The 22,747-nt window shown below is 70.8% G+C and carries 23 protein-coding genes; 7 read left to right on the forward strand and 16 right to left on the reverse strand.

Annotated elements, in window-relative coordinates; all coding sequences use genetic code 11:
* Window position 1 precedes the first annotated feature (1 nt).
* Window positions 2–634, reverse strand: coding sequence for a hypothetical protein (locus ABZ464_RS44655; protein ID WP_359287667.1), 633 nt, complete (start codon window positions 632–634; stop codon window positions 2–4).
* Window positions 635–792: 158 nt separating this feature from the next.
* Window positions 793–1,416, reverse strand: coding sequence for a DJ-1/PfpI family protein (locus tag ABZ464_RS44660; protein ID WP_359287668.1), 624 nt, complete (start codon window positions 1,414–1,416; stop codon window positions 793–795).
* 86 nt (window positions 1,417–1,502) lie between these two features.
* On the opposite strand from ABZ464_RS44660, the gene ABZ464_RS44665 reads away from it, so the two are divergent.
* Entirely contained in the window at window positions 1,503–2,840 is a 1,338-nt protein-coding gene (locus ABZ464_RS44665) for a PLP-dependent aminotransferase family protein (protein WP_359287669.1), read from the forward strand.
* Between the two features lie 180 nt (window positions 2,841–3,020).
* Here the strand turns inward: ABZ464_RS44665 and ABZ464_RS44670 are convergent, their stop codons facing one another.
* The 4 genes from ABZ464_RS44670 to ABZ464_RS44685 all read right to left on the reverse strand — a co-directional run bounded on the left by ABZ464_RS44670 (window position 3,021) and on the right by ABZ464_RS44685 (window position 5,171).
* Window positions 3,021–3,182, reverse strand: coding sequence for a hypothetical protein (locus tag ABZ464_RS44670; protein WP_359287670.1), 162 nt, complete (start codon window positions 3,180–3,182; stop codon window positions 3,021–3,023).
* Window positions 3,179–3,403, reverse strand: coding sequence for a hypothetical protein (locus ABZ464_RS44675; protein WP_359287671.1), 225 nt, complete (start codon window positions 3,401–3,403; stop codon window positions 3,179–3,181). Before ABZ464_RS44675 ends, ABZ464_RS44670 begins: the two co-directional genes overlap by 4 nt.
* 118 nt (window positions 3,404–3,521) lie before the next feature.
* Complete coding sequence (locus ABZ464_RS44680; RefSeq protein ID WP_359287672.1) at window positions 3,522–4,187, reverse strand: hypothetical protein; 666 nt, start codon at window positions 4,185–4,187, stop codon at window positions 3,522–3,524.
* A 564-nt stretch (window positions 4,188–4,751) separates the two neighbouring features.
* Complete coding sequence (locus ABZ464_RS44685; protein WP_359287673.1) at window positions 4,752–5,171, reverse strand: MarR family winged helix-turn-helix transcriptional regulator; 420 nt, start codon at window positions 5,169–5,171, stop codon at window positions 4,752–4,754.
* Window positions 5,172–5,235: 64 nt separating this feature from the next.
* On the opposite strand from ABZ464_RS44685, the gene ABZ464_RS44690 reads away from it, so the two are divergent.
* Complete coding sequence (locus ABZ464_RS44690; RefSeq protein WP_359287674.1) at window positions 5,236–5,994, forward strand: alpha/beta fold hydrolase; 759 nt, start codon at window positions 5,236–5,238, stop codon at window positions 5,992–5,994.
* 122 nt (window positions 5,995–6,116) lie between these two features.
* Here ABZ464_RS44690 and ABZ464_RS44695 read toward each other — a convergent pair whose 3' ends face one another.
* The 3 genes from ABZ464_RS44695 to alr form a co-directional block, all read right to left on the reverse strand.
* On the reverse strand, window positions 6,117–7,385 hold the full coding sequence (locus ABZ464_RS44695; RefSeq protein ID WP_359287675.1) for a 4-hydroxybenzoate 3-monooxygenase: 1,269 nt from the start codon (window positions 7,383–7,385) through the stop codon (window positions 6,117–6,119).
* 212 nt (window positions 7,386–7,597) lie between these two features.
* A complete protein-coding gene (locus ABZ464_RS44700) occupies window positions 7,598–9,061 on the reverse strand; it encodes a GntP family permease (RefSeq protein WP_359287676.1) in 1,464 nt (487 codons plus the stop codon).
* Between the two features lie 14 nt (window positions 9,062–9,075).
* The gene (alr, locus tag ABZ464_RS44705) at window positions 9,076–10,200 is read right to left on the reverse strand and encodes an alanine racemase (RefSeq protein ID WP_359287677.1); all 1,125 of its coding nucleotides are present in this window, start codon (window positions 10,198–10,200) and stop codon (window positions 9,076–9,078) included.
* Between the two features lie 642 nt (window positions 10,201–10,842).
* Between alr and ABZ464_RS44710 the strand changes: the two genes are divergently transcribed.
* Entirely contained in the window at window positions 10,843–12,309 is a 1,467-nt protein-coding gene (locus ABZ464_RS44710; protein ID WP_359287678.1) for an MFS transporter, read from the forward strand.
* Window positions 12,310–12,564: 255 nt separating this feature from the next.
* On the opposite strand, the gene ABZ464_RS44715 is transcribed toward ABZ464_RS44710, so the two are convergent.
* The 5 genes from ABZ464_RS44715 to ABZ464_RS44735 form a co-directional block, all read right to left on the reverse strand.
* The gene (locus ABZ464_RS44715; protein WP_359287679.1) at window positions 12,565–13,506 is read right to left on the reverse strand and encodes an SDR family NAD(P)-dependent oxidoreductase; all 942 of its coding nucleotides are present in this window, start codon (window positions 13,504–13,506) and stop codon (window positions 12,565–12,567) included.
* Between the two features lie 143 nt (window positions 13,507–13,649).
* Window positions 13,650–14,888 (reverse strand): cytochrome P450, encoded by a 1,239-nt coding sequence (locus ABZ464_RS44720; RefSeq protein ID WP_359287680.1) that lies wholly within the window; start codon window positions 14,886–14,888, stop codon window positions 13,650–13,652.
* 33 nt (window positions 14,889–14,921) lie between these two features.
* Window positions 14,922–15,116, reverse strand: coding sequence for a ferredoxin (locus ABZ464_RS44725; RefSeq protein WP_055632720.1), 195 nt, complete (start codon window positions 15,114–15,116; stop codon window positions 14,922–14,924).
* Window positions 15,117–15,527: 411 nt separating this feature from the next.
* Window positions 15,528–16,268 (reverse strand): SDR family NAD(P)-dependent oxidoreductase, encoded by a 741-nt coding sequence (locus ABZ464_RS44730; RefSeq protein WP_359287681.1) that lies wholly within the window; start codon window positions 16,266–16,268, stop codon window positions 15,528–15,530.
* A gap of 60 nt (window positions 16,269–16,328) precedes the next feature.
* Window positions 16,329–16,721: a carboxymuconolactone decarboxylase family protein gene (locus ABZ464_RS44735; RefSeq protein WP_359287682.1), complete on the reverse strand. Its 393-nt coding sequence runs from the start codon at window positions 16,719–16,721 to the stop codon at window positions 16,329–16,331.
* A 177-nt stretch (window positions 16,722–16,898) separates the two neighbouring features.
* Here ABZ464_RS44735 and ABZ464_RS44740 point away from each other — a divergent pair, with 177 nt between their 5' ends.
* Window positions 16,899–18,551 (forward strand): NAD(P)/FAD-dependent oxidoreductase, encoded by a 1,653-nt coding sequence (locus ABZ464_RS44740; RefSeq protein WP_359287683.1) that lies wholly within the window; start codon window positions 16,899–16,901, stop codon window positions 18,549–18,551.
* A gap of 64 nt (window positions 18,552–18,615) precedes the next feature.
* On the opposite strand, the gene ABZ464_RS44745 is transcribed toward ABZ464_RS44740, so the two are convergent.
* Together ABZ464_RS44745 and ABZ464_RS44750 are read right to left on the reverse strand one after the other, a co-directional pair.
* Complete coding sequence (locus ABZ464_RS44745) at window positions 18,616–19,023, reverse strand: nuclear transport factor 2 family protein (protein ID WP_359287684.1); 408 nt, start codon at window positions 19,021–19,023, stop codon at window positions 18,616–18,618.
* 38 nt (window positions 19,024–19,061) lie between these two features.
* Complete coding sequence (locus ABZ464_RS44750) at window positions 19,062–19,460, reverse strand: nuclear transport factor 2 family protein (protein WP_359287685.1); 399 nt, start codon at window positions 19,458–19,460, stop codon at window positions 19,062–19,064.
* A gap of 175 nt (window positions 19,461–19,635) precedes the next feature.
* Here ABZ464_RS44750 and ABZ464_RS44755 point away from each other — a divergent pair, with 175 nt between their 5' ends.
* The 3 genes from ABZ464_RS44755 to ABZ464_RS44765 form a co-directional block, all read left to right on the forward strand.
* The gene (locus ABZ464_RS44755) at window positions 19,636–20,682 is read left to right on the forward strand and encodes a cyclase family protein (RefSeq protein WP_359287686.1); all 1,047 of its coding nucleotides are present in this window, start codon (window positions 19,636–19,638) and stop codon (window positions 20,680–20,682) included.
* 211 nt (window positions 20,683–20,893) lie between these two features.
* Window positions 20,894–21,607, forward strand: a complete 714-nt coding sequence (locus tag ABZ464_RS44760; protein ID WP_359287687.1) for a TetR/AcrR family transcriptional regulator — start codon at window positions 20,894–20,896, stop codon at window positions 21,605–21,607.
* Window positions 21,608–21,674: 67 nt separating this feature from the next.
* Window positions 21,675–22,747, forward strand: a 1,073-nt coding sequence (locus ABZ464_RS44765) for an AMP-binding protein (protein ID WP_359287688.1), incomplete at its 3' end; no start/stop codon positions are given.

Genomic DNA, 22,747 nt, shown 5'->3' on the forward strand with positions numbered 1-22,747 from the left:
GTCAGGAACGCAGCCTGGGCAACAGCGCCCGCGCGGTCTCCTCCATGGCCGGCCAGGCCGCCGTGACCTGTTGAGCCGTCAGAGAGCTCAAGCTCTGCATCTGGACCTCGCACTCCATGTTGCTGGCGCGGACCAACAGTCGGAGGTCGTCACGGAACACTGCGGCCTCCTTGAGGCTCTCGTAGCGGAAGGCCCCGTCGCCGAGGTCCGCTATCTGCGCCACTTGGCCCCGGGCCTCGTTCCGCGCCGTGGACAGCACGTACTTGTACTGCTTGATCGCGGTGGCCACGTTCTTCCATGCCGTGCAGTAGACGACGGAACGCCCCTCCGTCTTCGCCCCGGCCGCCCCGAAGCCCTGCAGGCAGGCCGCACCGCTGCCCGTCGCCGGATCGGAGCCGGTCCGCTGTCCCTTCGGCGAACCGTCCGCCGGCGCGACGGCGGCAGTCAGCGGACCGAAGTCGACCTTCGGACAGAGGTCCGTCGGTGCACGGTAGTCGCCCGGCCCGTCCGTCCGTGCGGCAGTCGCGGCCGGCGTGCCTGCGGCATCGGTGGACGTCTTCCCCTCCTCGCCGCCGCACCCGGCCAGTGCGCCGAGGACGAGCACCGCGCCCGTCACCCATGTCCCCGCACGCATGCCCTTACCTGTCCGGGACAACCCCACGTTCGCTCCTCCGAGTACCGGCCCGTCCACGCCAACGGGCCACCACCCTCGCAACGCACAGTCCCCGATCCATCGGCAGAAGTACGTAATCCTTTACGTAGGGAGGGGAAGGGGAACGGGCGGCGGCAGGGTCAGATGAGCGCCGGGGCGGGAGCGGGCAGGTAGGGGGTGATGTTGCGCCACGCGCGCTCGATGTATTCCTCCTTCTCGCCGACCGGGGCGACATAGTGCAGCGCGCTTTCGGCGGCGTCGTTGCCCTCGAGGCGGGCGATGATCCAGGCGGCGAGGTAGTGCGAGGCGAGGCAGCCGCCGGCGGTGGCGATGTTGTCCCTGGCGTAGAAGGGCTGGTTGAGGACCTCGACGCCGGCCGCGATGACCCAGGGCTTGGTGGTGAGGTCGGTGCAGGCGGGGATGTCGTTGAGCAGGCCGAGCCTGGCCAGGACGAGCGCGCCGGAGCACTGCGCGGCGATGAGCTGCCGCGAGGGGTCCAGGCCGCGCAGGACGTTCATGATCGCCTGGTCTTCGACGACCTCGCGGGTGGCGATGCCGCTACCGACGATGACGGCGTCGGCTGCGCACGCCTCCTCGAGGGTCGACATCTGTTCCACGGTGACCCCGTTCATCGACGTCACTCTGGGGCCGGGGGTGGCGATGGTGACGCGCCAGTCGTCGGTCCTGATGCGGTTGAGCACACCGAGCGCGATCAGTGAGTCGAGCTCGTTGTAGCCCTCGAAGGTGAGGATGGCGATGTGCACGGCGGCTGTCCTTCCGGATGAGTGGGGCTCGACGGTAAGGACCCGCGAACAGGACAGTCAAAGAATTGTCATGGATACAATGCGGTGTGGCAGCTCCGCGGTACAAAATCCTGGTCGACGCGCTCGCATCCGAGATCCGGTCAGGTCGGCTCGCCGCGGGCGTGCGGCTGCCGACCCACCGCGGGCTCGCCGCGCGTGAGGGCATCGCCGTGGTGACCGCGACCCGGGTGTACGCCGAGCTGGAGGCGATGGGCCTGGTGAGCCGGGAACAGGGCCGCGGTACGTTCGTGCGTGACATCGCGGTTCCCGCCGGTCACGGCATCGATCAACAAGCCATCGCCACCGATGCCGTCGACCTCGGCTTCAACTATCCGTCCCTGCCCGGCCAAGCCGATCTCCTACGGCACGCCCTGCGCGAGGTGGCCACCTCCGGTGAGCTGGAGTCGCTGCTGCGCTACCAGCCCCATCGAGGGCGTTCCCAGGACCGAGCCTCGATAGCGCGGCACCTGAGGCGTCGAGGAATCGCTCCTGCCGCGGATCAGGTCCTCATCGTCAACGGTGCGCAGCACGGCCTGGCCATCACCGTCATGGCCGCGCTCAACGCCGGCGACGTCGTCGCGGTCGACGCGCTCACCTACCCCGGGTTCAAGGTGCTCGCGCATGCCTTTCATCTCGATCTGGAGCCCCTGCCCACCACGGCCGACGGCCCGGATCTCGATGCCTTCGAGCAGCTGTGCGCGACCCGCCCTGTGCGCGCGATCTACACGATGCCCACCTTGCACAACCCTCTGGGCTGGGTCATGTCGGCGGCCGACCGCACCCGTCTGATCGAGATCGCTCGGCGACACGGTCCGCTCATCATCGAGGACGCCGCATACGCGTACCTGGTCGAGGACCCTCCACCGCCGCTGGCTGCGCGTGCACCGGACATCACCGTGTACGTCTCGGGGCTGTCCAAGAGCGTCGCCACGGGCCTCCGGGTCGGCTTCGTCGTCGCCCCGCCGTCCAGGGTGCCGTCGCTCGAACGCGCGATTCGGGCGACCATCTGGAACACCCCGGCCCTCACCGCCGCGATCGCCTGCCGCTGGCTCGAGGACGGCACGGTGGACCACTTGGAGGCGCAGAAGCGGGACGACGCCCGGGCCCGTCAGGCGCTCGCCCGACGGGAACTGGCGGGCCTGTCCCTGATCAGCCACCCCTCCTCGTACTTCACCTGGCTGACGCTGCCCGACGACGCACGCGCCGATCGCCTGACCGCCACCCTCGCGCGCCAACACATCTCGGTCAGCACGGCGGAGCCCTTCACCACCACGAAGCACACCCCACAGGCGCTCCGCCTCGCTCTCGGCTCGACCGATATGGACAGTCTCGAGGCGACGCTGCGCACAGTGCGACGCGTCGTCATCGAGGACGCCCGCGCCTGATCACCCCTCCACCTGACCGACGGCGGAGCCGCGCTGACGGTCGCGTCCGGAGGACATACGGGACAGCCGTCACCGCCTCCTGACGGAGTGCCAGGCGCCCGGCCGATCAGCCCCCAGCCCGCGGGGCATCGCCGCCACACGTGGGTGGCGATGCCCTGCCTGCCGGCGCTCGGGGCGGGGTCAGGCGTCGGCCTGGAGTTGTTCCAGCTCGGCCTCGAGCTCGGCCATGGCCTCACCGCCGGCCATCAGGTCGGTGATCTCCTCACGGGTTCGTTCGCCCTTGCTGAAGTCGTCGGCCTTCTGGCCGCGGATCAGGACGGCGCAGTGGTCGCCGACCATCATGGCGTGCCGCACGTTGTGGGTGACCGGGATGACCCCGCCACACCCTTGGCGCGGGCCTGCATGACGATCCGCAGGACGTGCGCGGCCTCCTTCACGCCGAGCGCGGCGGTCGGCTCGTCGAGGATGAGGACGTTGGCACCGAAGTAGACGGCCCGCGCGATGACGAGGGCCTGGCGTTCTCGTGACCGCCCGGGCCGGGGGTCCCCACCGGGTGCGGGCACCGGCGGCGGCCGGGCGACCGCGCGACCACTCCTCCGACGGGGTGCGTCCGTAGCGGTCCTCGGCCGCCGTTCACCCGTGCCGGGAAGACCCGCTCGTCACCGATCTGCTCGCCCGTGGTCAGGCATCGTCCACGGTGTGCTCGTTCGGCAGGAACGCCTGGCGTGCCCAGAGGATCAGCAGGGCCGTCCCGCCGACCACGAGCGGCACCGGGTCACGGGCATGCGGAGCCAGCACATAGCCCAGCGTCATGGCCGTGCAGACCGTCATGGGAACGTACGCCGCCGTCCCCTCCGTCCCCCACCGCAACGTCGGCTGCGCCGTGCCCAGGATGCTCGCCCCGCCGGGCACCCAAGGGCCGACGGCGGCCACCAGCAGCCCGGCGGTGACGCAGGCGTCCACCAGCTGACAGGACATCTCCTCGGGACTGTGCGGGCCGACCGTCCACAGGCGCAGGGTGTCACCGGTCAGCATGAGGGACAGCGCGGCGATCCCCACCCACAACGTGGCTCTCTGGTCGCTCCGTACGAGCCGGCGCAGCGCGAACAGAAAGCTGAGGAAGACGACTTCCGCGGTCCAGAGGACACCGACCATCCCGGTCTGCAGCCGCCAGCCGTCACCGGCCCCCCGCAGCAGCACCCATCCCGTGATGAACACGGCCCCGGCCGTGACGATCCCGTCGAGCACGCGCCGCAGCAACGCCCGCCGACCGGTACCGTCATCGGCTGCGACCACCAGCCCGGCCGTCCCCAGGCCGACGGTCAGCGTCACTCCGGTGACCACCATCGAACCGAGCATCGTCGGCCCGTCCTGTTCCGCAGCCGGAAGGTGGCCCGACAACAGGTTGACGGCTCCCCGGTACACACCGCCGGCTGCCGCGGAACCCCCCAACAGCAGCAGACGCGTCCGGACCCGTCCGCCTGTCCCCCAGGCGCGAAGCATCAGGGAGGCCGCCAAACCCCAGCAGCCGGCGGACGGCGCGGAAATCCCCATCCGCACGGCCGCACTCCCGGCCGCCCACGGCCCGTCGAGCGTCAGCGCCGTACCCACGAGACATGCCACGCACACCGCGCCCCAGGCCCGCGCCCCGGTCCGACGGCAGCGGCCCGCCCGAACCCCGCGTACGTCCGGCGACTTCTCCAACCCCGACATCAGGTGCGCCTTTCCACCGGTCCCCCGCCCGCGGGGCCTCCCCTGCAGCCCCCGGATACCTCCAGAGACCGTAGAAGACTTGCCACCGGCCCCGAACAGAACAGCCACCGCATTCACTCGTACTGCGTAAGCGTTCCGCTCGGAATCCGTTCCCGGCCCACTCCACTGCCCCCGCTTGTCGCAACGGATGTGTCCTGCTCAGCGCTCGGGCTGCCCCTCGATCTTCCGCAACAGCCCCAGCAGCGCCTCTCGCTCCGGCTCCGTCAGGCCCTCGAAGCACTCCTCTAGTACCGAGTCCGCCACCGCGTGACCGGCCTTCAACACCCGCTTCCCCTCGGGAGTGAGGTGATGCTCGATACGGCGGCCGCGCCCGGGGCGCCGGTCCACCAGCCCCTGCGCCACCAGTCGTCCGGCGAGCGTTCCGAACGCCTGCTCGCTCTGGAACGTCGCCGCCGCCAGGTCCCGCGCGCTGGCGCCCGGCGTACGGCCGATCGCCCGCAGCGCGTCCCACTGCGCGAGCGTGCTGCCGACGGACGCGAGACGGCTGTCGAGCGCTCGGTGCTGGCGGTACTGGGCGGCCTTCACGGCCCTTCCGAGGATCTGCGGTTCAACGGCCATACGGGCCAGGCTAACACGGTGACTAAGCTTGCTTATATAAACATGCTTAGTTACGGTGCGGGTCATGACTTCGCACCTGACACTCACCGAGTCCGGCCCCGCCGAGGGCCGTCCCGTCCTCGTGCTGCACGGCGGCGGCGGTCCCGTCACCGTCGCCCCGATCGCCGAGCACTTCGCCGGGACCGCCCGCACCCTGCTGCCCACCCACCCGGGCTGGAACGGCACCCCCCGCCCCGACGGCCTCACCCGCGTGGCCGACCTCGCCGCCGCCTATCTCCGCCTCCTGCGCGACCGCCGCCTGACCGACGTCCTGGTGATCGGCTCGTCGCTCGGCGGCTGGATCGGCGCCGAGCTGGCCACGGCCGACACGGAGGGCCTGATCAGCGGGGTCGTTCTGATGAACGCGGTCGGCATCGAGGTCGACGGCGAACCGGTCCGGGACTTCTTCGCCCTCGACGCACGGGGTGTCGCCGAGTACGCGTACCACGATCCCGAGCGCTTCTACGTCGACCCGGCGACCATGCCGGCCGAGCGACTCGCCGCCGTCCAGGCCAACAGGGCAACCCTGCGCGTCTACTCCGGCGGCCCCGCCATGAACGACCCCGCCCTCCGCCCCCGCCTCGCGGCCGTCACCGTCCCCACCCTCGTCGTGTGGGGTGAGAGCGACCGCATCGCGCCCCCGTCCTACGGCAAGGAGTACGCGGCGTCATTCGGCAACGCCCGCTTCGAAGTGGTGGCGGAGGCAGGCCACTTGCCCCACCTCGAACAGCCGGCGCGCACCTTCGCCCTGCTCGACGCCTTCGCCGCGGAGACCGCGCGGTAGGCGGTTCGGGACCTGCGTTGATCTTCGCGTCCGCGGACGTTCGTTCTCGGGTCGTCGGGTTCTCGGGTTCTCGCGTTCTCGGTGAGCCGGTCGGTGGGTAGGGGAGGCGCGGAACAAGACCATCAGGGGTGTGTGCGGGCCTCCGTTGGAGGGAGCGGGACCTCCTGAGCCACCGCCTCCCCGGCCATTTCCAGGCCCGTCATGAGGTCCGCGAAGGCGCGGGCGGCGCCCGGGGAGTTGAAGAGACGGTCGAGGCGGGCCCGGGCCAGGTTGCGGTGGAACGGGCCGACGTCGGTGGCATCGCCGGCGTCGTGGAGGGTCCGGGTGAGCCAGTGGGAGAACTCCTGGTCGTTCCAGACGCGGCGCAGACAGCGCGACGAATAGGCGCGCAGGGCGGTGTCGTCGCCGCCTCGGACGGAGTCCCGCACGGCCCGGGCGAAGACGTCGGCGTCGTACAGGGCGAGGTTCATGCCCTTCCCGCCCATGGGTGACACGATGTGCGCCGCGTCGCCGACGAGGAAGAGACGGCCGTAGTGCATGGGGTCGTGGACGAGGCTGCGCAGGCGGAAGATCTCGCGTTCGGTGATCGGCCCGGAGGTGAGGGCCCGGTCACCGAGCCGCGTGCGCAGGGCGTCCCAGACGCGCGTGTCCGTCCAGGCGTCGGGGTGGTCGTCGGGTGGGCACTGGAGGTAGTAGCGGCTGGCGTGCGGGCCGCGGGGGAAGTGGGCGGCGAAGCCCTGGGGGCTGACGGCGAGGAGGGGGTGGGCAGGGGGCGGGGCGTCGGCCAGGACGGTGAGCCAGCCGATGCCGTGGTCGAAGGCGTACGCGGTGAGGGCGCCGTCGGGGACCGCCGTACGGCTGACGCCGTGGTCGCCGTCGCAGCCGGCGACGAAGTCGCAGGTGATCGCGTGGGATGCGCCGTCGGATGAGCGGTAGCGGACGGTCGGGCGGTCGCCGGTGAGGCCGTGCAGCGAGACGTCGGCGGCTTCGAAGCGCAGGTCGCCGCCGTCCTCCAGATAGGCCGTCGTGAGCTTCTGCACGAGGACCTGCTGGGGGCACAGACGCGCCGGAGGGCCGTCGGAGCCGTCGCTGTCGGACACCAGGTGGCGGTGGCCGTCGACGCGGAACTCCAGGATGCCGTCGTACGGGACACCGCCCAGGACCCGCTCGGCGAGGCCCCAGTCGTCGAACATGCGGACGGCCCTGGTCTCGACGATGCCGGCGCGCTGGCGCTGTGCCACGTACGCGCGGGACCGGCTTTCCAGGACGACACAGTCGATGCCGCTGCGCCTGAGCAGGTTGGCGACGGTCATCCCGGCCGGGCCTGCGCCGATCACCACGACGGTCGTCGATTCGACAGAGTCCTGCAACTGCCCTACCTCTTCGGCCACTTGGGCACCTCCTCCGCCCAGCCTAGCGAGGAACCCGGCATCGGAGAGGCGCCGACGCCCCGCGCCCGGCGATCCGCGTCAAGTCCCCTGTCAGGGTGCGCCGATGTCACGGCCTCGCGGCGTGGCGACAGGGTGACGGGCAGCGCATCGGCGTGCCCGCGCCGCCCCGGAGCAAGGGGCGGACGCGGGCGGCCTGTGGCCGACGGGCCCGGTTACCAGGGCAGCAGTACCACCGCCAGTCCGAGCGTGGCCGCCAGGGCCACCGTCCCCTGGACCAGGGTGCCCAGGGTCTGGGCGCGGTAGGCCGTGGGCAGGTCCATGCCGGTCAGACGGGCGACGATCCAGAAGTAGGAGTCGTTGACGTGGCTGACCACCATCGAGCCCGCGCCGATGGCCAGGACCGCCAGGACGGAGCCGACCGGGACCGGACCGGTGGAGACGTCGAGGCCCAGGGTCGGCAGGAGGGGGTGGAAGATGCTGGTGGTGATGATCAGGGCTGCCGTGGAGCTGCCCTGGGCGCTCTTGATGAGGGCCGACGCCGCGAACAGGACGAGGAGCGCGGCGAGTCCCCCCACCGCGTGGTGGCCCTGGATCAGGGACTTGAGGCAGGCGGTGAGCGGGGTGGCGGTGATGACCGCGCCGAAGGCGCCGCCGGCGCCCACGATCATGAGGACGGGTCCGGCGTCGGCCAGGGAGTCTCCGAGCCAGTCGGTCAGGATCGTCTCACCGCGCTCGGGCAGTAGCAGGGCCAGGGCGAGCAGCAGGCCGATCAGCAGGGCGACGGTCGGGCCGCCGGCGAAGCGCAGGGCGCCCAGGGCGGTGGCGGTCCAGCCCGTGGGTCGCATGGTGTCCGTCAGCAGGTCGGTGACGGCTGCCGCGGCCATCAGGGCGATGGGGACGAGGAGGGGCGCGAGGGCGTGCCACAGTGGTGGGTGGGGTGCCGCCGGGTCCGGTGCCGTGAGGTCGGCCGTCTCGCGCTCCAGTTGTTCCTTGAGCGCGGCGACGGAGGTGCCGCCCCCGGCCCGGTCGGCGCGCCGCACCGCCCAGTACAGGCCCGCCCCGGCCGACACCAGGGAGACCGGGACCGCCACCAGGATCAGCCAGATCAGGTCGCCGCCGGCGATGCCCATGTTGGCCGCGGCGGCGACCGGGCCCGCGGCGGGCGGTACGAAGGTGTGGGACGCGTAGAGTCCGGTGGACAGCGCGGTGGCGAGGACGACCGGGCTGCGGCCGGTGTCGCGGGCGACGGACCGTTTGACCGGAGACAGGACCACGAAGCCCGAGTCGCAGTAGATGGCCAGGGACACGGCCCAGCCCATGACCGACATGCCGACGGCGGGATGCCACCGTCCGCACGCGCGCAGCGCGGCCCGCGCCAGGGTGGCGGTGGCTCCGCTGCGTTCGAGGATCTTGCCGATGGCCGTGCCGAAGGCGACGACGAGGCCGAGGTCGGCGAGGATGTCGCCGAATCCGCTCGTGAGATGCCCGGTGAGGTCGGTGATCACGGGTCGGTCCGGTGCGAGGAGCGCGCCGAGCGCCCGCGCCGCGAGACCGAAGGTGAGGGCGCCGAGGAGGATCGCGAGGAACGGATGGAGTCTCAGGCGGGCCACGAGGAGGACGATCACGCCGATGGCGGCGACGAGTAAGAGGAGCAGAAAGGGGCCTGTGGTGTGCAAGGTCGTGGCGCTCCTCAGACGTACTGCCGCGCGATGCGGGTGTGGGCGAGTCGGCTGACGATCTCGTTGGGGATGGTGTCGAGTTGCTGCGCCCACTCGCCGATCGTCGGCTCGCCGTCCTCGCCGGGCCCGAAGATCACCACCTCTTCGTCGAGGTCGCAGGCGTCGTGCCCGAAGTCGACGACGAACTGGTCCATGCAGACGCGGCCGACGATCCTGCGCCGCTGTCCGGCGACGGACACCTGGCACAGGTTCGTGGCGCCGCGCGGGATGCCGTCGGCGTAGCCGACGGGGACGAGGCCGGGCGTGGACTCGCGGGCCGTCACATAGGCGTGCGAGTACGACACCCCGTGGCCGGGCGGGACCTTCTTCACCAGGGCCAGTCGTGCCGTCAGGGTCATCGCGGGGCGCAGTCCGAAGCTGGCCGGTTCCCAGGGCGCGGGCAGCGGCGACAGGCCGAACAGGGCGATGCCGGGGCGGACGAGGTCGAACCTGGCCCTGGGGTGCAGGAAGGTGGCCGCGCTGTTGGCCAGATGCCGTACCTCGGGCCGTACGCCGAGCCGCTCGGCCTCCTCCAGCGCCTCCCGGAAGGCGTCCACCTGTGCGTCGGTCGTCGGGGCCCCGATCAGATCGGCGCTCGCCAGGTGCGACCAGAGCCCGACGACCGAGACATGGCCGGCCCGCTGGGCCCGCAGGGTCAGTTTGACCAGCGCCCGCCACTCCCCGCGCGGGCAGCCGCCCCTCCCCATTCCGGAGTCGAACTCCAGGTGGACACGGGCCGGTTTGCCGACCTGTTGCGCCGCCTCCTCGATCTCGCGCAGGGTCCACCGGGCGCCCACGGAGACGTCGATGTCCTGGTCGACGGCCTCGGCCCAGCGGTCGCCGGGCGAGTGCAGCCAGGCGAGCACGGGCCCGCGGATGCCCGCCTGGCGCAGGCGCAGTGCCTCGCCGATCACCGCGGCTCCCAGCCAGGTCGCGCCGCCGGCCTGGGCGGCGCGGGCCGACTCCACGAGAGCGTGGCCGTAGCCCTCGGCCTTGACCACGGCCATCACCTGTGCGGGCCCTGCCACATCCCGCAGTACTCGGGTGTTGTGCTCGATCGCCGAGAGATCGATGCGTGCGTTCACCGCAGCGCGCATGATGTCGCCCCTTGAGGTCATGGGTGTCCGTCACGTGTCCGGGCGCGGGAAGGCGTCATGGACCGTGTGCCGGACAACTGGATGTCTGCGAATGTCTGTGAATGGCTGTGAATGTGCGGGATGCCTGGACGGCCGAGTGCACGCCGGTGCGCCGGCGCATTGTGTGCGGCGGTGCGATGGCGGAGGAGAAGGGGAGCGCCGTTCGTCCGGTGGCCCCCGAGCACCCTGGTTGACGTCGATCACCGGCGGCCGGTTGCCTCGGTCCCGAAATCGGGATGATCACGAACGAGCACCGGGGGATTCGATGCGCACACACTCGACCGTCCCACTGAGCGGGACGGACAGCGGTCGGGCGCCGCGGTGCGCCTCACCGGCGGTGACGGAGAAGGTGCTGGTCACAGCGGTGGGCGGGGGGCCGCGTCGGATATGCCGGTATCCGTTGCCCCTTCTCTTGCGCAGCTCATTGATTGTACCGACCGTTGGGTCTATCTTTCCCGCAAGCCGCACCTCACCCCAATGGGCGGACGTCGCACGTTCCCGCGCCCGTGGCCACCCCGCACCACGCCCTCGTCGCGCACCTCCGCCGCCCCGCGCGGACCGGAGCCGCTCTCCGGTCCACCGCTCCTCCACGGAAGGCCACCGATGTCACCGTTGTCCCAGACCTCGACCACCACCCCGCAAGCCTCTGAGAGACCCCTGTCCACCAGGCGCAACGTCCTCGTCGTCATCGCGCTGCTGTGGACCGTCCAGCTCGTCGCGCTGATGGCCGCGTTGTCCGGCATCACCCAGGCCGAGGTGGCGATCCACTTCCGGACCACGGAGATCGCCTGGTTCACCCTGATGACGCTGCTGACGGGCACGTTCTTCCTGCCGTTCGCGGTCAAGGCCGCGGCCCTCTTCGGCAAGCGGCGCGTCTTGCTCGTGGCCATCGGGCTCGGCTTCGTCGGCGACCTGGTGGCCGCCTTCGCCACCGACTACCGCACGCTCCTGATCGGACGCGGTATCGCCGGCCTCTACGCGGCCACCGCGCCGCTGGCCTACGCCCTCACCCGTGATGTGTTCCCCCGCAGCTGGGTCGGCATCGCCAACGGCATCCTCGCGGGCGGGGTCGGCCTCGTCGCGTTCGGCGGGCCGTTCCTGTCGGGATGGCTCCTGGACCACCACGGCTTCCGCGGAGTGCTGTGGTTCATGGCCATCAGCACCGCCGTCAGCTTCGTCCTGGTGGCCGCCTTCGTACCGGAGAGCACGGTCCGCGAGGGGGGCGGCCGGATGGACTGGATCGGCGGGCTCCTGCTCGGCGGCGGTGTCACCGGGCTCGTCTACGCGGTCGGCCAAGGCTCGCACTGGGGCTGGGACAGCGCCGAGTTCGCCGCCTTCGTCGTCGGATCGCTGATCGTCCTGGTCGTCTTCGTCCTGGTCGAGCGCCGGGTCGCCGAGCCCCTGTTCCCGCTGACCATGACCCGGCGTCGACCGGTCTGGACGGCCCTGCTGGCCACGTCCGTGGCGGCCGGCTCGCTCAACGCCGTCGGCGTGGTGATCCAGTTGCTGGTCCTGATGCCGAACATCCCGCACGTCTCCGAGGGCCTCGGCTGGTCGGGCACCCACAACGCCATCGTCACCAGCCCGATCAGCGCCACGATCCTGCTGGCGGCCGTCGGCACCGGCTTCCTCGCCCGCCGTGTGCAGGCCCGGCTCCTGCTGGGCGCCGGCGCCACGCTCGCCGTCCTCGGCTACGGCATCGGCACCCAACTGCACCACTCCGCCGGGCAGATCGTGGGGATGGGCCTGATCGCCGGGCTGGGCACGGGCATCGTGGTCGCCATCGTCCCCATCATGATCATCGAGGTGGTCACCCCCGAGGAGCAGGCCCTCGCCAACGGCGCCCAGACCCTCGGCCAGGGCGTCGCCCAGATCATCGTGTCCCAACTGGCCTTCGTGGTGATGGCGCAGCACGGCACCGTCATGCACGGCATCCAGTTCTACCTCGACCCGGGCTTCACCAACGGCCTCTGGCTGGTCGTCGGCTGCTGTGCGGTGGGCGCGCTGCTCGTCCTCCTGGTGCCCGGCGGCAAGCGCCTCGACGAGGCCGAGGTCGGTCAGCCGGCCTGATCACGGGGGCCTCGGCACCCCTCGCACGGGTCGGCCGGTTCCGTCGCTCGCCTCCTCCGCCGCACCACGGCGGGGGAGGGCGAGGCGGCGGAACCGGTCACGCGTCGTTCGCGCCGCCCCGCCCGCCGGGTGTTTTCCCCGGTCGCGGCCGTGGGTGCGGGGGAACAGCGTGAGGGCCGGGCATCACGCCCGGCCCTCGGCCATCACCGTATCCGCCGTGGAGACACCGCGGTCCGCGATGCCTCAGCTCTGCGTCTACGAGTTCGCGGCATCGGCGATCGGGCCGAACTGGTGCTTCAGGAACGCGCCCGACCAGTCCATCAGGTCCGTCGGCACGTAGTAGTCCTTCTCGTCGTTGACGGCGTCCCAGTGCGCCGCCACGTCCTCGACGGTGACGGGGCCGCCCCGGTGGACGTACCCCTCGGTCGAGGCGATGAAGAGACGCGCGAAGCGTCCGGCGCCGGCCGTGTAGATCTCCCCGCTGACCGGGCAGCTCTCGTGCGCGAGGTACGCCACCATCGGCGCCACCGCGTCCGACGGCATGTGCGGCATGCCCGCGACCGGCTCGGCCGGCTCCTCCTCGGGACCGCCGCCCATCCGGGTCATGGCCGCCGGCGCGATCAGGTTGACCTTGATCCCATGGGGTTCACCGGCCAGTTTCGCGCTCCGGGCCAGCCCGACCGTGCCCGCCTTCGCCGCCGCGTACGACAGGTTGTTGTCGAGTCCGAACATGCCGCTGGAGGTGGTCAGCACGACACGGCCGTACCGCTGCTCGACGAAGTGCGGCCAGGCGGCGCGCAGCGTGTTGAACGAGCCGACGAGGTGCACCGCCAGGTGGCGCTCCAGGTTCTCCGCGTCGACCTCCGGCAGTCCGGCCCACCGGATGATCCCCGCGTTGTTGACGAGGACGTCGATACGGCCGAAGTGCTCGATCGCGGTGTCGACGACGGCCTTTCCACCGGCCGCCGTGGAGACGTCGTGGGTGTCGGCGACGGCCCCGCCGCCGGCCGCGACGATCTCGTCGACGACCTTCTGCGCGGGGCCGGCGTCCGCACCGTCGCCCTCCATGGATCCGCCGAGGTCGTTGACGACGACCTTCGCCCCGCGCGCCGCCAGGAGGCGCGCGTGGGCCCGGCCGATCCCCCGGCCCGCGCCGGTGACGACCGCGACGCGCCCTTCGAAGCTGAACTCGCTCATGCCTTACTCCTGTTGTCCTGCGGATTGCGGATGCGGATGCGGATGCGGATATAGGTGTGGATATGGATGCGGATATGGGTGCAACCGGCCCCGTCCGTGGGGACGGGACCGGTGGGGTGCCTGGGGCGCCGCGCGACGGCGGACTACCAGGTCACGGGCAGCTCGCCGATACCGAAGGCGAGCGCGTCGGCCGGGCGGAACGCGAGCTCGTCGCGGTCGACCGCGAGACGCAGGGTCGGGACGCGGCGGTAGAGGGTGCCGAAGACGACCTGGAGCTCGATACGGGCGAGCTGCTGGCCGAGGCACTGGTGGATGCCCCAGCCGAAGGCGTGGTGGTGGTTCGCCTTGCGGGTGAGGTCGAGCTTCTCCGGCTCGGGGAAGGCCTCGGGGTCCCAGTTGCCGGCGGGCAGCGGGACGACAATGCCGTCTCCCGCCTTGATGTCCGCGCCCTCGAACACGAAGTCCTCGGCGGCGATGCGCCGCTGTCCGAACGTCGCGACGGTCAGGTAGCGCAGGATCTCGTCGACCGCGTTCGCGACGTTACGGGTGTCCTCGATCTCGCGCAGCGCGGCCAGCTGTCCGGGGTTGTCCAGCAGCAGGGCCGTGCCCAGCGTGATCATGTTCGCGCTGGTCTCGTGCCCGGCGATCAGCAGGATCATGGAGAGCAGGGTGGCCTCGGGCAGGGTGAGGTCGCCCTCCTTGATCCGCGCCGCGAAGTCCGAGAGGACGTCCTCGGCGGGCTCCTCCATCTTCTTCTGGAGCAGTCCGGCCAGGTAGCCGCCGAGGGCCTGGTTCGCCGTCTGCTGCTGCTCGGCGGTCTTGTCGCTGCGGGTGGCGAAGGAGGCGTGCTCCTGGAAGAAGTCGTGGTCCTCGTACGGCACGCCGAGCAGCGCGCAGATCATCAGGGAGGGCAGCGGCAGCGACAGCGCGTTCACCAGGTCGACCGGCTTGGGGCCCGCGAGCATCGTGTCGATCAGCTCGTCGGTGAACTGCTGGATCTGCGGCCGCAGCGCCTCCATCCGGGGGCGGGTGAAGGGGCGGGTCATCATGCGGCGGATCCGGGTGTGGTCGGCGCCGTCCGCGTTGAAGATCGTGAGCGGGTGGTGGTGGGCCGTCTCCGCCATGGCCCGGTTCGGGTACGGGAACCCCGACAGCTTGTCGTTCGAACTCACCCGCGGGTCGGACAGGATGGCGCGCTGCGCGGCGTGGCCGGTCACCAGCCACGGGGTGCTGCCGTCCCAGATCCGCGCCCGGGTGACCGGGGCGTTGTCGTTGAGGGCGCGCAGCCCGGGCGGCGGGGCGAACGGGCACTTGGCGTCCCGGTCGTCCTGGTAGAAGTAGAGCTGCTCGTCGGGAGCGTGCCGGGTGTCGGACTCGGCCATGGATTTTCCTCCAGCGGTGGGGGGATTCGTGGTCTATTCCTCGATGCGGATCGCCAGCGCGGGGCAGACCGCGGCGGCGTTGCGCACGTCCTCGGCCAGTGCGGCGGGCGGGTTCTCGTCGAGGAGGACGACGATGCCGTCCTCCTCGCGCTGGTCGAACACGTCCATGGCGGCGGCCACGCACTGTCCGGCGGCGACGCACTTCTCCTCGTCGACGACAACCTTCATGGGGATCACTCCTGATCGTTCCGTGGGTGGGGGCGGGGGCGTCGAGACCGTCGACGGTCGCCCGACGGCGCATCCGGGCCCGTCCGGAAGTAGGGAACCGGCACACGGCCGGTCCTGGCCGAGGTCTCCCCCGGCGACCGCCCTGGCCTGTGCGGTGGCGTCGGTCCGGTTCTCCGGGCGGATGAGCCGGCCGAGCCCCATGTGGTGCGGACTGGCCACGTCGCCGACGGCGCGTGGATCCCCTCCCTCCGCCCTGCAGCGGGCGTCGCACACCGCCGGGGAGGCGCCGGGCGCGTACCGGCGTGGCGCTGACGATCGCGTCGGCCCCGCGCAGCACCTGCCCGGACGGCGGCGGGCGCTCGTACGGCGCGCGCGGCTCGTCGCCGAGCAGCGTGGTCGGAGGCGCGCTGATCAGACGAGGTAGCGTCCGCCGTTGACGCTGAACGTCTGGCCGGTCACATAGCCGGCCTCCTCGGACGCGAGGTAGGCCACCGCGTGCGCCACGTCCTCGGGCGTGCCGGCGCGCTTCATCGGCATGGTGGCGGCGGCCGCCTCCACGTCGATGGGGCCCTGGCGCACCAGGGGCGTGTCGATGAACCCCGGCGGGACGTGGTTGACGGTGATCCCCTGCTCGATGTACTCGACCGCCAGCGCCCGGGTGAGGCCGATGACACCGCCCTTGGAGGCCGCGTAGTGCGCCATGGCCGGTGCGCCGGTCTGGGCGGACGACGAGGAGATGTTGACGATCCGGCCCCAGCCCGCCTCGAGCATGTCGGGGACCAGTTCCCGGGTGACCAGGAACGGGCCCTTGAGGTTGATCGCGATCATGCGGTCCCAGGACGACTCGCTGATGCCGGTGAACGGCTCGTAGGCGGTGGTCCCCGCGTTGTTGACGAGGATCGTGACCGGCCCGAGCGCCTCACGGGTGCGCGCGGCGGAACGGGCGACGGCCTCGGCGTCGGCCGCGTCGCCGCCCACCGCGACGGCCGTCCCGCCCGCGGCCTGGATCTCCGCGGCGGTCTTCTCGGCGCCCTCGGTGTTGAGGTCCCAGACCGCCACGGCGGCGCCCTTGGCCGCGAGAACGGTCGCGATCCCGCGTCCGATCCCCCGCGCTCCGCCGGTGACGACCGCGACCTTTCCCTGCAGTGACATGCGTGTGCTCCTCGTGTGCTCGGTGTGGGGTCGGGACGAGTGTGCGTCCCGGCGGGGCGGTCAGCCCTCCAGCGCCTCGCGGGCGGCGGTGCGGGCGGCGACCGCCCGCGGGAAGCCGGTGTAGCCGCTGGAGTGGTAGATGACCTCGGCGATCTCGTCCTGGGTCAGTCCGTTCGTCAGCGCGATACGCACATGGGTCTTGAGCTCGGTCTCCGCCCCGAGGGCGATGAGGATGCCGAGCGTGACGAGGCTGCGGTCGCGCGGGGCGAGGCCCGCGCGTCCCCACAGCGCTCCCCACACACTGATGAGGCCGATGTCGACGAGGTCCTCGCCGAGGCGGCCGTCCCGCAGATCGAGGTCCCCCTCGGGGAACACGCCGGGCAGGGCGGCCCGCATGGCCTTCCAGCCCGCGGCCCGCAGATCGGTGGCTTCTTCGACACTCTTGTCACTCATGACTGACTCCCGTGGTGCGGCTTCGCATCCCTGAGCGAAAGTTAGACCAGACGGTCGGTACAATCAATGACCCCGGCGAGATTCGCGTCCATTGAACGAATCCGGCGCCTCCTCTACCCTCGGCCATTATTCGATCGACCGGTCGACAAATCAATCGAGGCTCACGCGGGAGAGCACATGAGCGAAACGACGACGACGGGCCCGGCGGACCAGGGCCTCGTCGACGTACTGGTCATCGGCGCCGGCGTCACCGGCATCTACCAGCTGTACCGGGCCCAGGAGAGCGGCTTCACCGTGCGGCTGCTGGAGGCGGGCAGCGGGGTCGGCGGCACCTGGTACTGGAACCGCTACCCCGAGGCCCGCTTCGACTCCGAGAGCTACACCTACGGCTACCTGTTCTCCAAGGAGCTGTGGGAGGAGTGGGAGTGGTCGGAGCACTTCGCGGGCCAGCCGGAGATCGAGCGCTACTTCAACCACGTGGTCGACCGGTTCGACCTGCGGCGCCACATGGTGTTCGGCGCGAAGGCGACCGCGGCCGTCTGGGACGAGGCCACCGCCACCTGGACCGTGCGCACCGAGGACGGCGGCGCGCACCGGGCGCGCCATCTCGTCGCCGCGACCGGCATCCTCTCCGTGCCGTTCGTCCCGGACATCCCGGGGCGCGCGGACTTCCGCGGCGAGCAGCACCACACCGGCCGCTGGCCCAAGACACCCGTGGACTTCACCGGCAAACGCGTGGCCCAGATCGGCACGGGCTCCAGCGGCGTCCAGATCGTGCCCGCGATCGCCGACGAGGTGGCCCACCTCACCGTGTACCAGAAGGTGGCCGACTGGCTCACCCCGCTCAACAACCGGCCGATCACCGCCGAGGAACAGGCTGAGCTCAAGGGCGGCTTCGAGTCCATCCGCGACACGCTGCAGACCTCGGTGAGCGGCTTCCTGCACCAGATCACCATGCGGTCGGGCCTGGAGGACACCCCCGAGCAGCGCCAGGAGTTCTACGAGGAGAAGTGGAACAGCCCCGGCTTCACCAAGCTCTCCGAGCACTACTACGACATGACCACGAACGCCACGGTCAACGAGGAGTTCTGCGAGTTCATCGCCGCCAAGATCCGCTCCATCGTCAAGGACCCGGCGACGGCGGAGAAGCTGATCCCCAAGGGGCACGGCTACGGCGGCCGGCGGCCTCCCTTCGGCACCGGCTACTACGAGGCGTACAACAAGCCGACCGTCGAGCTCGTCGACATCAACGAGACGCCGATCGTCCGCATCACCGAGACCGGGATCGAGACCTCCGAGGGACACCAGGAGTTCGACGTCGTCATCTGGGCCACCGGCTACGACTTCGGCACCGGCGCGCTCAACCGCCTGGGCGTGGTCGGCCGCGACGGCCGGTCGCTCAAGGAGTACTGGGCGGACGGCCCGTCCACCTACCTGGGCGTGACCACCGTCGGCTTCCCGAACTTCTACTTCCCCGGCGGCCCGCACGGCGCCCTCGGCAACAACCCGCGCTACTCCGGCGACCAGGTCGACTACGTCATGGACCTGCTCGTCCACGCCCGCGAGCACGGGCACGACGTCGTGGCGGTCACGGACGCCGCCGAGCAGGAGTGGACGGACCTGGTCAACGACAGCGGGGGCCAGTCGTCCTTCCTCAAGAGCAGCTACTTCTACGGGGCCAACATCCCCGGCAAGGCGATCAAGCAGCTGCTGAACCCGACGGGCCGCTGGAAGCTCCAGGAGCTGATCCGCGAGTCGGTCGGCAACGACTTCCCGGCGTTCGCCTTCCCCACCGGGCCGAACTCGAAGGCCCCGAGCTCGAAGGCCTGAGCGCGAGGACGCCCGTGCCGCCGGTGGATCAGGCGGCACGGGCGTCCCGGCGGAGCGGGCGTGCTCAGGGCTGGAAGGTCGTGACGCGGCGCCGGAACTTCCACACGCCGTCGTGCAGGCTCAGCGTGTCGTCGTACCGGCCGACCAGTGCCACCGCCCAGCCCGACTCGCCGCGCTGGAGGAAGGCCAGGTTGCTGACCGCGGTGGCCTCCTCCTCGGTGAACGAGGTGACGACCGTGTTGGCGGTCAGGTGCAGCTGGGGCTGCGTCGGTGCGAAGGCCGTGTATCCCTCCCTGATCGCGTCGCGGCCCTCGAAGGTGGCCACGCCCGCTATCTCGGCGACACCGTCGGGCACGAACAGGTCGGCGATGTCGTCATTGCGGCCGGCGTCCAGCGCCTGCGCGTAGGCGGCGACGGCGGACTGCACACCGGCGGCGACCGACGCCTCGGCGTCGGCAGAGGTCGTACTCATGTCTCTCCAGGGTGGAAGGGGGTGGACTACGGGTGTCGCTAGACCTGGTAGGTCGTCTTCCTGCGCTGCAGCAGCCAGGTTCCGTCGACCCGTCGGAACGAGTCGTCGTAGCGGCCCACGACCTGCGGGGCCCAGCCGGTCTCGCCGCGCTGCACGAAGAGCACGTCGCTCACCGCCGTCGCCTCGTCGGGGCCGGTGGAGGTGACGACCGTGTTGGTCACCAGGTGCAGTTGCGGCAGGGTGGGTTCCCACCCCTTGAAGGCGGCGCGCAGCGCATCGTGCCCCTGGAGGGGGTCCGTGCCCGGCAGCTCCAGAACCGCGTCGGGTGTGTACAGCGCGACGATCTCGTCGGTGCGGCCGGCGTCCTGGGCCTGCGTGTGCGCGCCGATCACGGCACGCACGCCCGCCGCGACCCACGCCTGTGTGGATTCGCTCATTGCACCTCTCCATGGGATAGACGTTGACAGTCGTTTCGACCAGTCAGTCTATTACCTGCATCGAGGTAATATGAAGCCTCCATGCCGAGCAATCAGACTTGTTGACCGAGCGGTACAATCTCCCTAGCATGCGGAGTGCTGTCAACGAGGACCGTGATCTGAGGAGGCGTTTATCGTGACGAAGCGTTGGAAGCAGCGACCCCCCGGCTCCACCTGGGGAGACTTCGGCGAGGACGACGAGCTGGGGCGCATCAACCTGCTGACCCCCGAGAAGGTGCTCCAGGGGGTGCGCGAGGTCGAGCAGGGCATCACGTTCAGCCTGAGCCTGCCGCTGGACTATCCGGGCGGCACCTCGCTGAACCAGCGCCGCTACCCGCCGATCCTCAGGCCCACCGAGGACCTCCAGCACCAGCAGGACGTCTTCTACAACATCAAGGCCAGCGAGCACTTCTCGCCCGACCTCATCGACGTCTGGTCCGACGACGTGGTGACCCTCTGGCTGCAGTACTCGACCCAGTGGGACTCCCTCGCCCACCAGGGCGCCGAGTTCGACGCCGACGGCGACGGGGTCGCCGAGCCCATCTACTACAACGGCTTCCGGCCCGGGTCCGACCTCGTGGGCCCGCAGGAGGACGCCAAGGGCGACGGCAGCGGCAGTCTGAGCTTCGCCCGTCACCTCGGCCTGGAGAAGATGGCCGAGCACGGCGTCCAGGGCCGCGGCGTCCTCATCGACATCGCGCACCACCTCGGCACCGGTTTCCAGGCGGTCAACTTCAAGCAGCTCCAGGACATCATGACGGCGGACGACGTCGTCGTGGAGCCCGGGGACATCCTCCTCATCCACACCGGTTTCGCCACCCAGATCCTCGCCTGGGAGAAGAACCCGGACCCGGTCGCCATCCACCAGACCGCCGCCTACCTCGACGCGGACGACCCAGACCTGCTGAACTGGATCGCCGAGTCGCAGATCTCCGCCATCGCCTCGGACAACTACGCGATCGAGGGCGTCGGCGTCACCCAGGCCCAGGGCCCGCACACCCTGCTCCCGCTGCACCACCTGTGCCTGTTCAAGCTGGGCGTCCCGATGGGCGAGATGTGGTACCTCCACGACCTCGCCGCCTGGCTGCGCGAGCACAACCGCACCCGCTTCCTCCTCACCGCTCCCCCGCTCAACCTGCCCGGAACACAGGGCAGTCCGCTGACGCCGGTCGCGACCGTCTGAACGACGGAGGGCACACACGGAAGGGGGATGGCCCAGGACCTGCTCCCGGGCCATCCCCCCTCCGCATCACCCCGCGCGGCGGCGCATCCGCACCGCCTGAGGCCGCTTTTAATGTACCGTCTGGTCTAGCAAACTGCTTCGTACGGGCGTCCGGATGCGGGTACGGGGCGCACCGTCCCGACACGCGACGCATCGAGCGGGGAGAACAGCAATGCCCAGACCACCGGGCCATGGGCCGGGCTTCGAGGTCAGACGTCAGAAGATCATCGACACGGCCGCCGAACTGTTCGCCCGCCGGGGTTACGCGGCGACCTCCGTCAACGACCTGGGCCGGGCGGTCGGGCTCGCCAAGGGAGCGCTGTACTACTACATCGACTCGAAGGAGAACCTGCTGATCGAGATCCAGGCCCGGGTGATGACCCCCCTGCTGTCCCGGGCCCGGCAGATCGCGGCGCTGGACGCCGACCCCCTGGTACGGCTGCGCCTGCTGTCGGAGTCCCTGCTGACGATCATCTTCCGCAGGCTCGACCACATCTGGGTCTACGAGCACGACTACCGCAGTCTCACCGGCGCCCCCCTGCAGAAACTGCTCGGCCAGCGCGCCGAGTTCGAGCGGCTGGTCAGGGGACTGATCATCGAGGCCGGCGAGCGGGGCAGTTTCCGCGCGGTCGACCCACGCGTGGCCACCCTGCAGTTCCTCAACCTGCACAACCACACCTACCAGTGGGCGAAGCCGGACGGCCGCTGGAACGCCGCCCGGCTCTCGCGCGAGTACTGCGACACCCTGCTGCGCGGGTTCGGCGCCCCCGGCGCCGCCCTCCCGGACGTGGAGGGGGCGGCGGAGGCGTTCAAGCGCGAACGACCCGGCCTGCCCCTCGACCCCGAAGCCGAGTGGACCGTTGTCGAGGCGCACACCCCGTCGTAGAGTTCGCCGCACAGGTTTTATAGACCACTCGGTACAGTAAATCGCGGACACAGAGCGAGAGAGAGCCGTGCACAATTTCTCGAGCATCCTCGACTACCACCTGACCCAACGGCCCGACGCCGTGGTCGTGACGCAGGACGACCGGCGCCTGACGGTGCGCGGGCTCCATGAACGGGTGAACCGGCTGGCCGCCGGTCTGACGGAATGGGGCGTCGGGCGCGGCGACGTCGTGGCCCTGCTCCTCTACAACCGGCCCGAGTTCATCGAGCTGGTCCATGCGACCAATCGCATCGGGGCGGTGTTCCTGCCGTTGAACTACCGCCTGTCCGAGGAGGAATGGGCGTACATCCTGGAGCACGCCGAGGCGAAGGTGATCGTCACCGAGCCGGAGTTCCTGCGGCCCACGGACCGCATCGCCGCGAAGTTCGCCGGCCTGGAGCACCGGATCCTGGTGGACGGGGAGGCCCCCGGGTCCGAGTGGACCGCGTACGAGGCGCTGCTCGACCGGCACCAGGGGGCCGAGGTCGCCGCCGTGGACGTCGGCCCCGACGACCTCCAGCGGCTGATGTACACCTCCGGCACCACCTCACGCCCCAAGGGCGTGCGCATCACGTACGGGAACGTGCAGGCGAAGAACCTGGCGCACATCGTGCACTTCGGCCTGACGTCGGCGGACACCACGTTGGTCTGCGGCCCGCTCTACCACGTGGGCGGCCTCGACATGCCCGCCCTCGCCGTCCTGTACGCGGGCGGCGGCGTGGTGCTCCAGCGAAAGTTCGACCCGGAGGGCGCCCTACGGGCGATCCAGGAGCACGGGGTCACCAACGCGTGGCTCGCGCCCGCCATGGTCAACGCGGTCCTGGAGGTCCCGGACCGGGAGTCGTACGACACCTCCTCGGTCCGCTTCATCCTGGGCGGCGGCGAGAAGACCCCCGAGCCGGTGCTGCGCCGCATCATGCACGCCTTCCCCAACGCCTGGTTCGCCGACGCCTACGGCCTCACCGAGACCGTCTCCGGCGACACCTTCCTCGACCGCGAGCACGCACTGTCCAAGCTGGGCTCGGTCGGGCGTCCCGTGCCACACACGCGCGTGCGGATCGTCGACGACACCGGACAGGAGGTCCCGGCCGGCGAACTCGG

Source organism: Streptomyces sp. NPDC005820 (assembly GCF_040630255.1).
GTDB lineage: Bacteria > Actinomycetota > Actinomycetes > Streptomycetales > Streptomycetaceae > Streptomyces.